Genomic DNA, 15,258 nt, shown 5'->3' with positions numbered 1-15,258 from the left:
ATGGGTTAGAGCTACTGCGTTCTGTCGTTTCACTCTTGTTTTTGTCTCGGTGTAGCCGCTGCCCAGGTACGAGGCTGCGATGGGCTGCGAAGCGGCCCCTGAGGGCGGTCCAGCGGACCGCGTCGCAGCCTCGGGCCTCGGCAGCGGCTACAGGTCTTAGCGGGTGGAGACGGGGCGTTTCACCCACACCGGCGACAGGTTGCTGCCGTTGCCGGTGACGTAGAGCACCGCCGCTTCGCCGCGCTCCAGGGCCACGGGCTTGAGGTCGCTGACCTTTTTCTCGCCGTCATACAGGGCGAAGCTGACCTTCACCGGGTTGATTTCGCGCTCGCCGCGGCCCTTGGCGGCCACCGCCTTGACCACGTCGGTCTTGCCGTCGGCGGTCTTCAGGGTCAGGGCCTGGTCGCTGAGGTTCTGCACCCGTACCAGGGATTTCTGCTTGTTCTTGAACGGCGGTTCTTCGATCAGTTGCGGCTGGCCGCTGGCGTTGTTGACCAGGGTGTAATAGTGATCGGCGGCCAGTTTCACCGGCACGCTCTGGCTGCCCACCTTGGCGGTGTAGTCGCCGCCGGGCATGAAGCTGAAGTCGCTGCTGGCCAGGGGCGCGACGTCATTGACGTTGGTGCTGCCCACCGTGGCGCTGACTTCGCTGTTGCTGGCGTTGTACAGGCGCACGAAGGTCGAGCCCTTGGGCGCGGTGGGGCCGTACAGGGCGGCGTCGCCACCGGCGAAGGCCGACAGGGACAGGACGCTCATGCCGGCAGCCAGGGTGATTGCTTGGGCGAGACGACGAGGAGTAGTGATGAAAGTCATGAGTGTTACCTCTTTTTCAGTTTTGCGCCCGGTCGGGCGTCTCGGATTTGGTGTTAACAGCTAGGTTCTGTTGGCGAGCACCGGCTTGCTTGAGTTCTGCGACCCACTGCGGGTCGGCGTCGCCGATTTCGTTGTTCACAGGCAGATAACGTTCAGGGAATTCCCAGATCAGCACCTGGGGCGGGTGGTTCTTGAAGTCGTCGCTTTTCAGGTAGCTGAGCATCGGCAGGATCGGCCCGTGGCCGTCTTCGGCGTAGCTCAGCACGTCGCTGTGCAGGGCCTGTTTCAGGGCGCCGACGAAGTTCCAGTTGGGGTTGGCGCTGTAGCTGGTGCCCACCAGGGTCACGGGTACTTCGTGGTCGGCGAACAGCGCATCGTCGGCGGCCGGCTGTTCCCCGCTGGCGCGGGTCACGCGCTTTTGCAGCGGCTCTGCGGCGGGCATCAGGTTGTCGAACAGCGGGTCCAGGGGCAGGAAGCGCCGCAGGTCGCCCTGGTGCTTCACCGTCTCCAGGGTCTCGGTGACGAAGCGTTGTGGCGGGCCGCTGAGCGGGGTCTTGGCGGCGATGGCCTGGGCCAACTGGCGGGCGACGACTTCGGCGCCGGCCGGGGTCCAGTGGGTGTCGGTGCGCAGGAACACTGGCTGGCCCTGTTGCTTGGCCTGTTGCAGGGGCCCCAGCAGGTCGGGAGCGAGAATCTTGTCGGCGGCGACCCGGGCGTGGAAGTCCTGGTAGAGGTTGGCGTGGATCCGTGCCGGGCGCACTTCGTCCAGGTGTTCCGGGTACAGCCGGGCTTTGGCCGGGACGATGGCCATCACCAGTTTCACCCCGTGCGCCTTCAAGGTCTGGCGCACGCCTTCCACCAGGGCGTAGTTGCCCTGCAGATTGAGCTCCTCGTTGACCACCGGGTTGAACTCTTCATCGCTGTACAGCCACTGGTCGCGGCCCAGCACCACCCCGGGGCGGCCCTCGTTGAACAGCTTGAAGTCCAGGGCGGCCCACAGGTTGGTGCCCAGGCGCTTGATCGGGAACTGGTCGTCGTAGTGGGTTTCCACGGCCTTGGCCCAGCGCCCGTTGAGCACGGTGGCGTCGTTGTTGGTACTGAAGCCGAAGAAGCTGCGCACCGACCACAGCCCCAGCACCAGCAGGGTCAGCAGGAACAGGGCGATGTAGAACACACGTAATGAGCGGGTCATGGGCAGATCCCTCAGAACTGGAAGTAAAGGAACGGCGAGAAGCTTTGCGCCGAGAGTTTGAGAATCGAGGCAATGAACAGCAGCAGCACCAGGGCGCGCATGGCGTAGCGCGACCAGTCGGCGCTCCAGTAGGCCGGTTGCACCTGGGCCTCGGTGCCGACGATGTAGCCCGGCTGGTGAATGCTGCCGGGCTTGTCCCCGGGCACCGCCTTGATCAGGCCGGGCTGGGCGCTGGCCGGGCCGTCGTCGGGCTTGGCCTTGACCGGCGCCGGGTTGCGGTACAGGTCACGCAGGCCGAAGAACGCCAGGGTGGCGTAGGCCAGGATCAGGGTCGCCACTTGCAGGCCGGTGAGGCTGGCGCGGTTGAGTTCCGACAGCGACCAGTCGCCAAAGCTGAACATGGCGCCGTACATGCGCCCGGCCACGTGCAGGTTCTCGGCGCGGAAGATCACCCAGCCCATCACCACCAGCAGGAAGGTCAGGGCCCAGCGGATCGGGTTCAGGCTGCGTGGGGTGGTGTTGATGCCCAGGGCCTTTTCGATGGCCAGCCACATGCCGTGCCAGGCGCCCCAGACGATGTAGGTGAAGTTGGCGCCGTGCCACAGGCCGCCCAGGAGCATGGTCAAAAACAGGTTGCGGTAGGTGATCAGGGTGCCTTTGCGGTTGCCGCCCAGGGTGATGTACAGGTAGTCCCGCAGCCAGGTGGACAGGCTGATGTGCCAGCGCCGCCAGAACTCGGTGATCGACTGGCTGATATAGGGCTGCTTGAAGTTTTCCATGAAGCGAAAACCCATCATCAAGCCCAGGCCGATGGCCATGTCGCTGTAGCCGGAGAAGTCGAAGTACAGCTGCGCGGTGTAGGCCAGGGCGCCGAGCCAGGCATCGCCCGTGGTGGGGTTGTGCAGGGCGAAGCAATGGTCGGCGACCACCGCCAGGGTGTCGGCGATGAACACCTTCTTGATGAAACCCTGCATGAACCGCGTGCAGCCTTCGGAGAACTTGTCCAGGGTGTGGGTACGGTGGTTGAACTGCTCCGCCAGATCACGAAAGCGCAGGACCGGACCGGCGATCAGGTGCGGGAAGATCGCCACGAACGCCGCGAAGTCGATCAGGTTGCGGGTGGCCGGGGTGTCGCCACGGTAGACGTCGATGATGTAGCTGATGGACTCGAAGATGTAGAACGAGATGCCGATCGGCAGCAGCACGTGGGTCAGGATGAACGGCTCAAGCCCCATGGAGGTCATGATGGCGTTGATGCTGTCGACGCCGAAGTTGGCGTACTTGAAGTAGCCGAGGATGCACAGGTCCACCGCCACCCCCAGCAGCAGCCAGCGCTGGGCCGGCTTGGTGCGCACACCGGCGGCGCCGACTTTCAGGCCGATCCAGTAGTTCCACAGGGTGACCCCGGCGAACAGCGCCAGGAAGTCCACGCGCCACCAGGCATAGAACACATAGCTGGCGATCAGCAGCAGCAGGTTGCGATAGCGTTGCCCGCTCAAGTAGTACAAGCCGAGAAAGATCGGCAGGAACAGGAACAGGAACACATTGGATGAGAAAACCATCCCGATCTCTCCATGTTTAACCAATAGTCAGAGGCCGGAGCCCCCCCAAACCCCCCACTGAAAAAAACCGTGGGAGGCGTATTGCATTGATGACGCTCTCTGTAGCCGCTGCCGAGGTACGAGGCTGCGATGGGCTGCGAAGCGGCCCCTGGGGGCGGTCCTGCGGACCGCGTCGCAGCCTCGTGCCTCGGCAGCGGCTACAGGTTCAGGTGCTACGGGTTTGTGCTGCCCTTTTCATGAGCCGGGTCGTAGACCTTGGTCAGGTCGCCACCCAGGCGGAAAGTCTTGAACGGTTGCATCTTGTGCTTGCGCTCCAATGTCTCTGGAGCGCAGGTGTAGAGGCTGCAGAAGGGTTCCAGCCAGGCGAATTTCGAGTCGACCTTGAGGTCGGTCATGTCCTGTTTCTTGCCATTCTTCTGCTCGAAAAGCTCCGGGTCCTTGACCCCGGCCAGCACCCGTTCGCCCAGACGCTTGAGGGCGCTGTTGTTTTCCTGGCGCAGGTCGACGCCGTTGACCTGGGCGAAGCTGGCGATCATCGCCAAAGGCGGCAGGGCGTAGTTGTGGTAGGCCAGGGCCCGTTGCTGGCGCTTGAGTTCGTTGGGCAAGAAGCCGTCGGCATCGACCTGGTTGGCGCCCACCTTGTATTCCTTGACCGCCCAGTCGAACAGGTCGCGGCGGTTGGTGGCCACGGCGGTGGCCATCACCGACCAGGCGGCCCAGTAGGAGTGGTTGTTGGTCTTGTCCAGGGGCAGGTTGTCCCAGTCGCTGACCACCTGGTCGGCCATCTTGCTGAACCAGGCCTCGATCTTCTGCGCCTGTTCCTGGTGGGTGGCCAGGGGGTGGGAGTCGGAGAACTTCAGCCGCAGGTAGGCCGAGGCCATGCTGCCCAGGGCCCATTTGCGCATCGATTTGCCGGTGTGGTTGAAGTCCTTGGACATCAGCGCGTCGGCCTGGGCCCAGGCGCTGAGCCAGGCGAGGGTGCAGTCCAGCTGTTCCGGGCGGCCGTCGCGCATGAACTGCATGACCCGCTTGCTGGTGCCGCGCTCGATCTTGGTGATGTCGGCGGTGGTGTCGCGAAAGGCCTGTTCGGACTGCAGGTTGAGGGTGGCCCGGGCCTTGTCCGAGCCTTCGTACTTGCTGCGAAACTGCAGGGCGCCGGTGTAGGGCGCCGGCATGGCGTCGCAGCCTTCGCTGTGGTCACCGCTTTTGAACTTGTCCACCGGGGCGTAATAGCCCTGGGGCGGACGCAGCGGCGCGGCGGCCTGGGCGCTGCCGGTGACCATGGCCAGCGCTAGCAGGCTGGGTATCAACAAGCGTTTCAAGTCTGTGCTTTGCATAGGTAACCTCATTGCCCGATCTGCGCGGTGCGTTGCTCGGCGCTCGGGAATACGTTGCGTTTGCAAATTTTCGCTTCGACCTTCTGCCCCGCAGTGCCTGCTTCCGGGCCCTGGATCTCGACCGCCAGCAGGTTCTGCGTGGCCCAGTCTTCGTCGGTGCGCAGTTCGAAGGCGAAGCGCCCGTCGGTGTCGGACGTTTCCGGTTTTTCGATCTTGATGTCCTCGTGGCGGCCGTTCATGTACCAGAGGGTGGCTTGCAGGGTTTTCACCGAGGTGTCGGCGAAGCGGATGTCGACCTGGTGGCCGCTGTTGCGCAGGTCCAGGTTCTTGCTGTTGACCAGCAGTTCGTTCTTGCCCGGCTTGAGGGTGGTGCTGGCGCTCATCTGCGCGTCCTTGCCTTCGCAGCCGTTGTCCAGCAGGGCCATCATCTGCCGGTAGATGGTTTCCTGGTCCAGGCGGTACAGCGGCGAGAATTCCCAGATCAGGATCTTCGGCGGGCTCTTCTGGAATTCGTCGCTGCCCAGGTATTGCAGCATCGAGCCTTCCAGGCCGCCGCCGGGGAAGGCGACGTTGAGGATGTCGGCGCCGATGGCCTCTTCGAGGAAGCCGGCGAAGTTGTAGTTCTTACCGCTGTGGCTGGTGCCCACCAGGGTGATCTGCGGGTTGCCGGAATCACCGAACAGGTCGCCGTCGCCGGCCTCGCCCTTGGGCTCGGTGGTGAACTGGTCCATGTACTGGATGGCGTAGCTGGTGCCGCACAGCTGGCCGGCCATGTTGTGCAGGGTGCCGGTCTTGCCCATGCGCCCGGACTTGTGGGTTTCGAATTCACGCCGCGGAATGTCGGCGAAGGCCGGCAGTTGCTTGACCTTGTCGGCGACGATCTTCGCCGTGCGCTGGGCGCCATAAGGGGTCCAGTGCTGGTCGCCGCGGAAGTAGAAGTCGTGGGCCGGCAGGGTCTCGGGCAGTTGTTCGTTGGTCAGCGGCGACAGGTCCGGCACCACGTAGCCCATCTGCGCGAAGCGCCCGAGCATGGCCTTGTAGTTGCTCAGCGCCTTGTCGTAGTCGAAGCGGGCTTTCTCCGCCGGGTTGAGCTTGTTGCGGTTCACCAGGCCGCGAGTCGGCTGATAGACCAGCACCAGTTCCACGCCCTTGCTCTTGAAGGCTTGGTGCAACTGCTTGAGGCGGCGGTAGCCTTCAGGGGTGGTGTCAAATTCGGTGCGCAAATCTTCCTGGGTGCGGAACAGCCAGTCGCCCTGGGCTTGCACCAGGGTGGTGAAGTTCTGCTGGTAGCGGGTCACGTAGTTCTTCGCATCGTGGGCGGCCGGGCACAGGTTGCAGCACGGCTCGGCCTTGAAGCTGGGGGCGGCGCTCGGCGCGCTGGCCCCGTCGGCGCGGGCGCCGGCGCTGGCGGCGAGAAGCCCCGCGGTCAGGGCCGACAGGCCCAGGAGTTTGATCCAGTGTGGGTGCATGCAAGTCATCCTCAATCGCGCATTTCGGTCTGGCGTTCGACGGGGTCGATCAGCACGGCCTTCTGCTGGCGCACCAGCAGGTCGAGAATTTCATCCTGGCGTTCGCCCAGGACCCCAGAGAAGCTGATGCCGCTGCTTTTGGTCGGCGCCAGCATCGACACCCGGTACAGCTCCACGCTCAGCGGCGAGTCGATGGACATCGGCCCGCTGCCGTTGGCCGCCAGCTCGCCGCCGACCACGATCAGCGAAACCTGGGCGTCGAACGGGTCGAGCTTGATGTCGCGGTCGGTGTCGGAGAGGTCCTTGATGTGGCCGAAGACCCCGGTCAGGCCGTTGGCCATGGCGATGTTTTCGTAGAGGCGGATGTTCACGCTGTTGCGAATGCGGATGCCGTGGCGGCGGTTGCTGATCACCTTGTTGGCGTAGATCAGGTTGTCGGCACTCTCGTAGAGGGTGATGCCGTCGCTGTGGTTGCGGTAGATCTCGTTGTAGGCGATCAGGTTGTTGACGCTGTTACGGTCGATCACCAGCCCCGAGAGGTGGTTGTCGTAACTGCGGTTGTTGAAGATGAAGCTGTCGTTCACTTCCCGGGAAATGATGATGCCGTGCTTCTTCTTGGTGCCGTGGACGGTGTTGTCGGCAATGATCAGGCCGTGGGAGCGGTCGTGGGGGTCGATGCCGTAGACGATGTTGTCCTTATAGGTGTTGCCCTTGAGCACAAAATCCCGGGTTTCGTAGCAGTAGAAGCCGTACCACATGTCCGAGAAGGTCGAGCCGATGATCCAGCCGGTGGGCTCGGGGCGCTTGAGCACCTTGGCCATGTTCGGCGTGTACTGGGAAATGCTCACCCCGTAGGACTTGGAGTTGGCGTAGCCGAAGCTGGCCATCTGGCTGTTGACGATGTAAGTCTCGGTGCCGCCCCAGGCCAGCAGGAACGGGCGGAATTCCTTGGGCGAACGGAAGGTCGCCGGGCCGTTGTCCTGTTCGCGCCAGCCGGTGACCTGGGTGTCACGCACGAACAGCTGGCCGTCGTTGACCAGGAACGAGCCACCTTCCTGGGACAGGCGCAGCTCCCGGGTCTGTTTGTCGATTTCGAGAATGCCGTGGCGGCCGACGACGATCGGCACGCGGGCCAGGTAGACCCCGGGCGCAGTCTCGCTGATGTACTGCTTGGGCAGTTTCTTGGCCAGGTCCTTGAGGTTGATGTAACCGTCGTCGATAAAGATCGCCTGGGGGATGCCGTGCTGGCGCACCACCCATTCGGCCATCTTGTTGTCGCCGCCGATAAAGTCCTTCAGGGCGTCTTCCTGCATCATCCGGCGCACGCTGATCTTGCCCGGCTGGCTGCGCACGATCTTTGCCGCGACGGCTTCGGCGGTGTAGCCGGAGAGGTCCGGCAGGGTCGGCTTGGCCAGGGCCAGGGGTTCGGTGGGCGCGCTGCTGACGGTGTAGGTCTTGGCCTGCTGCAGGCCCTTGGCGACGATCGGTGCCTTGGCCGTTTCGACGCTGGCGAAGGCGGCGCTGCTGGCCAGCAGCAGGGCACCGGCCAGCAGGCTCAGGCGGCGGTGGTGAGGGTAGTAGTTCATCGTGGGGACTCCCTTCGCGGCGTGCATCAGAAGCGCCAGATCACGTCGATAAAGGCGCGGTGCATGTAGGAGTCGACCTCTTTGCCGTAGGCGTCGCCGGGCTTGAATACGCCGCCGCGAAACCGCACCAGGGCCGAGGGTTCGTCGATCGACTGGCTCAGGGCCGCCGGCAGCAAGCCTTGCTTGAAGTACTTGGTGACCACCAGGTCCAGCTCCTGGCCGAGGTCCTTCTTGCCGTCCTGCAGGGGCAGCGCGGTGCTGCTGAGCAGGGCGCCGGTGGCGTCGTCGTAGTGGTTGTCCACCGCGTTGATGCCGTTGCTGCCCACCGGCTTGTTGCCGTCCACGCGCCAGAACTTGTGGTAGACCAGGCTGGCGTCGTAGTCCTCGCGCAGTTGCCAGGAGCCGAACAGGGTAGCGCTCTGGGTGTTGTTCATTTCGCCGCGGAAGGCTTCGCCGAAGCGGTGCACCCGGGAGCGGGTACCGGTGTAGTTGGAGCGGTTGCTTTCCAGGCCGTTCTGCTCGTACTCGGCGCTGGCCCGGGCGTAGGCCGCGCCCACTTGCCAGTTCGGGTCCAGGCGCAGGCGCACGCCCAGGTCGGTGGCCCAGCCGTCGAGGTTGTCGCCGCGCTTGGCCTGGGCCGGGCGGCTGCCGTCGGCATTCAGCGGGTTGACCGTGTCGCGGTCGCCGCGCATGCCGGTGAGGCTGGCCCAATAGTTGACGGTATTGGTGTTGCGAAAGTTGTAGGCGTCGCTGTTGGCTTGCAGGCCGAGCCAGGTCAGGTCGCCGTTCTGCTTCTTGTCCAGCGGGTCGCTGGCCACGCCGGGCTGGGCATAGTCGAGCTTGCCGTCGTCGTGGGTGTGGTGGGCGCGGATGCCCACCCACTGGCCGGGGGTCCACTGGTAGGCGGCGTCGGCGTACAGGTGCAGGCGGTCCTTGTCCTTGGGCGCCAGTTCCTTGAGGTCGGTGCGGTATTCGCTGAAGCGCTCGGCGGCGCCGACGTTGGCCCGCAGCAGGGTGGTATCGAAGGTCCAGTTCAGCGCCTCGATATTGGTGTCGCGCCACTGGCCGTCGTCGTTGCGCAGGCGCTGGCGGCCGAACTTCAACTGCTCGCCGGGGTAGGCGGTGAAGCCGCTGTAGCCGACCCAGAACTCGCGCATGGCCAGGTAGCTCTTCTGGGTCTTGCGGTCATCGTTGCTGGACTGCTGGCTGGCGTCGTCGCCGGACTGTTGCAGGGTGTCGGTTTCGATCACGTCGCTGGCGGTCACGGCCTGGCCCATGGCGTAGGCGCTCCAGTTGCCGCTTTCGCCATAGACCCAGGGCCGCAGGTCGAGGCCGATGCCGTTGACGTCGCCGCCGCGCTGGGTACCGAGGTCGCGGTCGTCCTCGGACTGGCCGGTGATCTTCACTTCCAGGCCGAAGTTCCGGGTGTCGGTGAGGGCGGCCAGGGTCGGGTTGGACCAGAGCATGGCAAAACCCAGGGCCATGCCCAGTTTCGACAGGCACAAGCGCTTGCCTGTGATTGTGGCGGCGGGGTGTGCCCGGTCGCGCAGCGGCCGCGATTTGCGAGGGCTGGCGTGGCGAGCGCTTCGCGCTCGGTCGCAGCCTGCGGCAGCGGCTACAGGGTTTGTGTTGTATGGGCTGAGCTTCATAGGGATTCCTCGCCGTCTTCTTCCTGCAGGGCGTGCAGTTGCAGCGTGTTCTGGGTCAGGGCGCCACGCACCGCCTGTTCCTGTTGCAGCAGGCGCTGGGCTTCGGCGCGCTGGCCGGGGGGCAGTTGTTGTTCCAGCTGCTGGGCCAGTTCGTTGGCCTGGGGCGTGTCCTGGACCTTGGCCAGCTGGCTGAAGACGTAGGCGTTGACCGGGTTGGGCTGGGTGCCGCGGCCCTGGGAAAACAGCTGGGCAATGGCGAAGTCGGCGCTGTTCTGGCCGTTGCGCGCGGCGGTCAGCAGGTGGTCCAGGGCTTTTTGCGGGTACACCTGGCCCAGGTAGCCACGGCGGTAGATCTGCCCCAGGTAGTAGTCGGCGGCGACTTCCCGGCCCACGGCTTTCTGGAAATGCGCCTCGGCCACTTTCGCGTCCGCCGGCACCCACTTGCCTTCGTAGTAGAGCTTGCCCAGCAGCAGTTCGGCCCGGGGCTGGTCGGCGGCGCGGCCGTTCTCCAGGTATTCCATCATCTGCTCGACGTCGCCCAGCTCGGGGAAGTCGTAGAGCAGTTGCGCCAGGCTGACCCAGGACGCCGGGTAGCCGGGGGCGACCTGTTCCAGCAGGGCCTGGGCGGTCTTTTCGTCGGGCTTGCCGAGGCTGGCATCGCCCAGCACCCGGGCCACGCTGTCGACCCGTTGGGCACTGACGCTGCCACGGCTGTAGCCGGCCTGCAGTTGCTTGATCAGCTCGGCCTGCTGCTCTGGCTGGCCGCGCTTTTGATAAACGGTGGCCAGTTCGACGTAGCAGATGTCGCTGCTGTTGAGGGCGGCCTTGCAGATGCTTTCCACCTCGGCCAGGTGCTGGTCGTAGCTGCCCTGGGTGCGGTACAGCAGGACCTGGGCCAGCCCGGCTTCCGGGTAGCCGGAGGCGCGCCATTGGCTGATCTGCTGCTGGGCATCGACGTTGGGGAAGCTGTGGGGGTATTGCAGGTACAGCATCGCCAGGGGAATCAGGGTGTTGCCTTCACCGTTGGCAAAGGCTTTTTTCAACAGGCCTTCGGCTTCGTGCTGCTCGGCCTCGGTGGAACCGGGCTTGGCCACCAGCAGGCGGCCCAGGCGCGCCTGGGCCCGGGGCGAAGTATCGGCCGCAGCGCGGTAGGTGGCCTCGGCCTGCTGGATCTGCGCCGGGTCGCGGCTTTCCACCTGGATGTCGGCCAGGCCCACTTGCGCCTCGCTGTAGCCCAGGTCCGCCAGTTGGCGGTAGTTCTGCTGGGCCAGGGCGGTGTCGCCGCGCTTCAGGGCTTCGTTGGCCAGGCGCTGGTCCGGCAGGCCGGCGCAACCGGCCAGGCTCAGGGCCAGCGCCAGGGAGCACAGGGCCAGATGGCGGCGGCCTTGCGAGCTTTCGCGAGCAAGCTCGCTCCTACAGGGGGCGGCTGTGTTCTGGCAGGCGCGAGCTTGCTCGCGATCGAGTGCGCAGCATTCGCCAATGAAAAGGCTAGTCACAGGCATGTCCTCCGCTCAGAGACCCGCGGCCATGGCTTTGTCGATCAGCCAGTTCATCGACGGGCCGCGGTCGCTGCTGACTTCCACCGGGCGCCCGGCGAAGGCGCTGCTCAGCGGCGCGTCGGGCTTGATCTGCACGCGGATGTCGGAGGACAGGTCGCTGCTGTTGAGGCTGGCGCTGCTGACGATGGTGCCGGTGCGCACTTCATCCTCGCCGGCGATCTGGAAGTTGACCTTGGTGCCCGGGCGCACGTCGCCGAACTGGCGGTAGGAGAAGCGCGCCTCGACAGTGGCCTGACTGGCCTTTGGCACCAGTTGGAAGATCACGTCGCCCTTGCTCGCGTACTGCCCGTCGGCCACCAGCTGCTGGGCCACGGTGCAGTCGCAGGGGGAGGTCAGGGTGCCGGTCATCTGCTTGCCGAACAGCTCCTCGACCTTGGCCGGTTGCAGCTGGTTTTCGTCCAGGTGGCCCTTGAGCACGTCCAGCATGCTGGTGCTGAAACTGGCCAGGGGCGCGCCCTTGGCCACGCTGCCGTCGGTCTGCACCAGGCTTTGCACGGTGCCGTCGCGGGGCATGGTGACGTTCATGCCGGGGACGTTGACCAGCCCGGCCTGGGCGTGGCTGACGAAGTACATGCCGTACACCGATTTGAGCACAAAGCCGAAGGCGGCCAGGCCGACGATGAAGATCCCGGCGCTGAAGGTCACGGCCCGCAGGCGGCCCATGGCGGTCATGCCGCTGCCGCTGTCCTTGGTCTTGCGCGCCTTGGTGAAGTTGTCGCGCTGCAGGGTGGCGAGCACGTCGCCCATGCTGACGATGTCGCCGGCCAGGTGCGAGGTGATCAGGTGGCGCAGGGTGGAGATGTCCTGGGGTTCGAGGTTCTGGAACTGGCAGCCGACGCGGCCGCTCTGGCGATCGAAGGAGCGGATCTGCAATTCCACGTCCATGGCCAGGCCGAGGTTGTCGATGACAAATTGCAGGCGGCCCTTGTGCACGGCCCCCACGGTCAGCATCTGCTGCCCGGCGTTGAAGCTCAGGCCGCCGGCGGAGAGGTCGTGGACCCGCACTTCCAGGGGCTTGGCCTCGTTGCCGAAGAAGCGCAGCTTGGCCGGGATCTTGACCCGGGCGTGCTGGCGTTGGGCTTCGGATTCATGCACTACGTTGACGTTCACGGCGGTGTTCATAGAGTCGATTTCCTAGTTCATTCAGGCAAGTCGGGTCAGACCATCAGCAGCAGCACGGCGACGAACACGCTGCCGGCGGAGAAGGTCATGGTTCGAGACGACCAGGTGTTGAACCAACGTTGAAAGCTGGCGAGATCACGGGTCAGTTTGGTGTCCTGGCGGGTCCAGGATTGCTGGTCGAGGCGGAAGAACACGTAGATCTTCACCAGGGCGCCGACGATCTGGTTGTAATAGAGGATCAAGGGGTAGGCCGGGCCGATGCGATGCCCCGAGCAGGACAGCAGCAAGGTCAGGATCAGGCGGGTGATGCCGATCCACAGCAGGTAGGCCAGGAGGAAGGCGGTGCCGTACTTGACGCTGGCGATGATGGCCACGGTCAGGCCCAGCAGCGAGGTCCACATCGACACGCGCTGGTCGAACAGCACCACGCTGGTGAACAGTCCCAGGCGCTTGATCCCCAGGCCCAGTGCCCGGGCGTTCTGCCGCAGGTTGTTGCCGTACCAGCGGAACATCAGCTTGCGGCTGGCCTTGATGAAGCTCTTTTCCGGCGGGTGTTCCACGGTGTTGATCGCCGCGTCGGGCACGTAGAAGGTGTCGTAGCCCAGGCGCATCAGGCTGAACCAGCTGGACTTGTCGTCGCCGGTGAGGAACTTGAAGCGGCCCAGGCGCCAGTGCTGCAGGGAGTCGCTTTCCACGTCGGCGATGAAGTCCGGGTCGGTGACCACGCTGGCGCGGAACACCGACATGCGCCCGGTCATGGTCAGCACGCGCTTGGACAGGGCCATGGAGCACATGTTGATGTGGCGCTGGGCGAAGCGCAGCTTGTGCCATTCGCTCATCACGTAGCCACCGCGCACTTCGCAGAATTCGTTGGTGGTCAGGCCGCCGACGTTGTCGAACAGCTGGAACCAGGGCACGGTCTTGCGTACCACGCCTTCGCCGAGCACGGTGTCGCCGTCGATCACCGCCACCACCGCGCGGTTGTCCGGCAGGTGCCGGGAGATGGCGCGGAAACCGAAGGCCAGGCCGTCACGCTTGCCGGTGCCGGGGATGCGCACGAAGTCCAGCTTGACCCGCTCCGGCGGGTTCATCCGCGCCCACAGGCTTTTCACCAGCAGCTCGTCGGACATCTCCACGATGGAGCAGACCACGGTGGTGGGGAAGCCGCAGTCGATGGCTTCGCGGATCACCGAGCCGTAGACCTGGGCGGTGGTCAGCGCGTCGATGCGAAAGCTGGTGACCATCAGGAACACGTGGGACGGGTCCGCCGCGCGGCCGAGCTTGCGCACCTTGCGCCGCAGGTGCGGGTAGACCACGTAGAGAAACAGCATGCCGCGCACGAAGTGCGTGGCGCCCATGGAGTAGCGCCAGATGCCCACGGCGCCAATCAGGAAAATGAAGTCCTTGGACTGCGAGTCGAAGGTCGAGGTGGGCAGCAGCAAGGCCATGCCCATCAGCAAACTCAAGTAAAACAGCCAACCGGCGGCCTGAAGCAGGCCGTGCTTTAGCCTGTGCATAATCTGCATCCTAAAATCAGTTGCAAGCTCCAAGCCGCAAGCTTCAAGCGTGGTGCTCTCACTTGCGGCTGGAGGTTCGAAGCTTGCCGCTGCCTTACCAGCAGATGCCTTCGGTACGGCCCTTGGCGCTGGTGGCCTTGGACATGAAGCCCACCAGGTCGATGACCTGCTTGCCGTGGGGGACGTCTTCGGCCAGGGCGCGGAACTTCTCGTCGCGGTTGCCGAGGATGATCACGTCGGAATTGCCGATCACCGCGTCGAAGTCCGAGTTGAGCAGGGACGAGACGTGGGGGATCTTCGACTCGATGTAGTCGCGGTTAGCGCCGTGGACCCGGGCGTACTCGACGTTGCTGTCGTAGATGCTCAGGTCGAAGCCCTTGCCGATGAGCATTTCCGCCAGTTCCACCAGCGGGCTCTCGCGCAGGTCATCGGTGCCGGCCTTGAAGCTCAGGCCGAGCAGGGCGACCTTGCGCTTGTCGTGGCTGGAGACGATGTCGAAGGCGTTCTGCACCTGGGATTCGTTGCTGCGCATCAGCGAGTTGAGCAGCGGCGCTTCGATGTCCAGGGAGCCGGCGCGGTAGGTCAGGGCGCGCACGTCCTTGGGCAGGCACGAGCCGCCGAAGGCGAAGCCCGGGCGCAGGTAGTACTGGGACAGGTTGAGGGTCTTGTCCTGGCAGACCACGTCCATCACTTCACGGCCGTCCACACCCACTGCCTTGGCGATGTTGCCGATCTCGTTGGCGAAGGTGACCTTGGTCGCGTGCCAGACGTTGCAGGTGTACTTGATCATCTCGGCGACTTCGATGTCCTTGCGGATGATCGGCGCGTCGAGCTCTTCGTACAGCGCTTGCAGCACATCGCCGGAGGCCTGGTCGAACTGGCCGATGACGGTCATGGGCGGGAAGTCGTAGTCCTTGATCGCGGTGCTTTCGCGCAGGAACTCGGGGTTCACCGCCACGCCGAAGTCCACCCCGGCCTTCTTGCCCGAGCAGTCTTCGAGAATCGGGATCACCACGTTCTTCACCGTGCCCGGCAGGACGGTACTGCGTACCACGATGGTGTGGCGGGTGGCCTTGTCGCGCAGGACGAAACCGATCTCGCGGCACACCGATTCGATGTAGTCCAGTTCCAGGTCGCCGTTCTTCTTGCTCGGGGTGCCGACGCAGATCATCGACAGGTCGGTATCGCGGATGGCTTCGGCGAAGTTGGTGGTGCCGCGCAGACGAGCGGTCTGAATCCCTTGTGCCAGAAGTTCACCCAGGCCCGGTTCAACGATCGGCGATTTACCGGCGTTGATCAGGTCGATCTTGTCTTTCGAGATATCCACGCCAACCACTTCATGGCCCCGTGCGGACAGGCAACCGGCACAGACTGCACCGACGTAACCCAAACCAAATATGCTGATGCGCATCGCATTTACCTCTGTGTTATTCACGCCATTAGATGGCCGGA

11 protein-coding genes are annotated in these 15,258 nt (G+C 64.6%); all 11 read right to left on the bottom strand.

Going from position 1 to position 15,258, the window contains the following annotated elements; all coding sequences use genetic code 11:
* Positions 1-156 precede the first annotated feature (156 nt).
* The gene (locus GWQ44_RS19175) at positions 157-813 is read right to left on the bottom strand and encodes an alginate O-acetyltransferase AlgF (RefSeq protein WP_047335751.1); all 657 of its coding nucleotides are present in this window, start codon (positions 811-813) and stop codon (positions 157-159) included.
* 16 nt (positions 814-829) lie between these two features.
* Positions 830-2,005 (bottom strand): alginate O-acetyltransferase, encoded by a 1,176-nt coding sequence (locus tag GWQ44_RS19170; RefSeq protein WP_275928060.1) that lies wholly within the window; start codon positions 2,003-2,005, stop codon positions 830-832.
* A gap of 11 nt (positions 2,006-2,016) precedes the next feature.
* Positions 2,017-3,567: an MBOAT family protein gene (locus GWQ44_RS19165; protein ID WP_275928059.1), complete on the bottom strand. Its 1,551-nt coding sequence runs from the start codon at positions 3,565-3,567 to the stop codon at positions 2,017-2,019.
* Positions 3,568-3,779: 212 nt separating this feature from the next.
* Positions 3,780-4,904, bottom strand: a complete 1,125-nt coding sequence (locus GWQ44_RS19160; protein WP_275928058.1) for a mannuronate-specific alginate lyase — start codon at positions 4,902-4,904, stop codon at positions 3,780-3,782.
* Positions 4,905-4,912: 8 nt separating this feature from the next.
* The gene (locus GWQ44_RS19155; RefSeq protein WP_179598024.1) at positions 4,913-6,373 is read right to left on the bottom strand and encodes an alginate O-acetyltransferase; all 1,461 of its coding nucleotides are present in this window, start codon (positions 6,371-6,373) and stop codon (positions 4,913-4,915) included.
* Between the two features lie 11 nt (positions 6,374-6,384).
* The gene (algG, locus tag GWQ44_RS19150; RefSeq protein ID WP_275928057.1) at positions 6,385-7,959 is read right to left on the bottom strand and encodes a mannuronan 5-epimerase AlgG; all 1,575 of its coding nucleotides are present in this window, start codon (positions 7,957-7,959) and stop codon (positions 6,385-6,387) included.
* Between the two features lie 26 nt (positions 7,960-7,985).
* Positions 7,986-9,443 carry an alginate export family protein gene (locus GWQ44_RS19145; protein ID WP_275928181.1) on the bottom strand — a complete coding sequence of 486 codons (1,458 nt, stop codon included), beginning with the start codon at positions 9,441-9,443 and terminating at the stop codon, positions 7,986-7,988.
* A gap of 161 nt (positions 9,444-9,604) precedes the next feature.
* A complete protein-coding gene (algK, locus tag GWQ44_RS19140; protein ID WP_275928056.1) occupies positions 9,605-11,110 on the bottom strand; it encodes an alginate biosynthesis TPR repeat lipoprotein AlgK in 1,506 nt (501 codons plus the stop codon).
* A 9-nt stretch (positions 11,111-11,119) separates the two neighbouring features.
* Positions 11,120-12,289: an alginate biosynthesis protein Alg44 gene (locus GWQ44_RS19135; RefSeq protein ID WP_275928055.1), complete on the bottom strand. Its 1,170-nt coding sequence runs from the start codon at positions 12,287-12,289 to the stop codon at positions 11,120-11,122.
* A 35-nt stretch (positions 12,290-12,324) separates the two neighbouring features.
* Positions 12,325-13,809 (bottom strand): mannuronan synthase, encoded by a 1,485-nt coding sequence (gene alg8, locus GWQ44_RS19130; RefSeq protein ID WP_275928180.1) that lies wholly within the window; start codon positions 13,807-13,809, stop codon positions 12,325-12,327.
* Positions 13,810-13,900: 91 nt separating this feature from the next.
* Positions 13,901-15,217 carry a nucleotide sugar dehydrogenase gene (locus tag GWQ44_RS19125; RefSeq protein ID WP_275928054.1) on the bottom strand — a complete coding sequence of 439 codons (1,317 nt, stop codon included), beginning with the start codon at positions 15,215-15,217 and terminating at the stop codon, positions 13,901-13,903.
* Positions 15,218-15,258 lie beyond the last annotated feature (41 nt).

The sequence above is a fragment of the Pseudomonas sp. 3MA1 genome, assembly GCF_029237275.1.
Classification (GTDB): domain Bacteria; phylum Pseudomonadota; class Gammaproteobacteria; order Pseudomonadales; family Pseudomonadaceae; genus Aquipseudomonas; species Aquipseudomonas fluorescens_AP.
The sequence above is the reverse complement of the archived record's forward strand: the minus strand, read 5'-3'. Positions and strand labels throughout refer to the sequence as shown.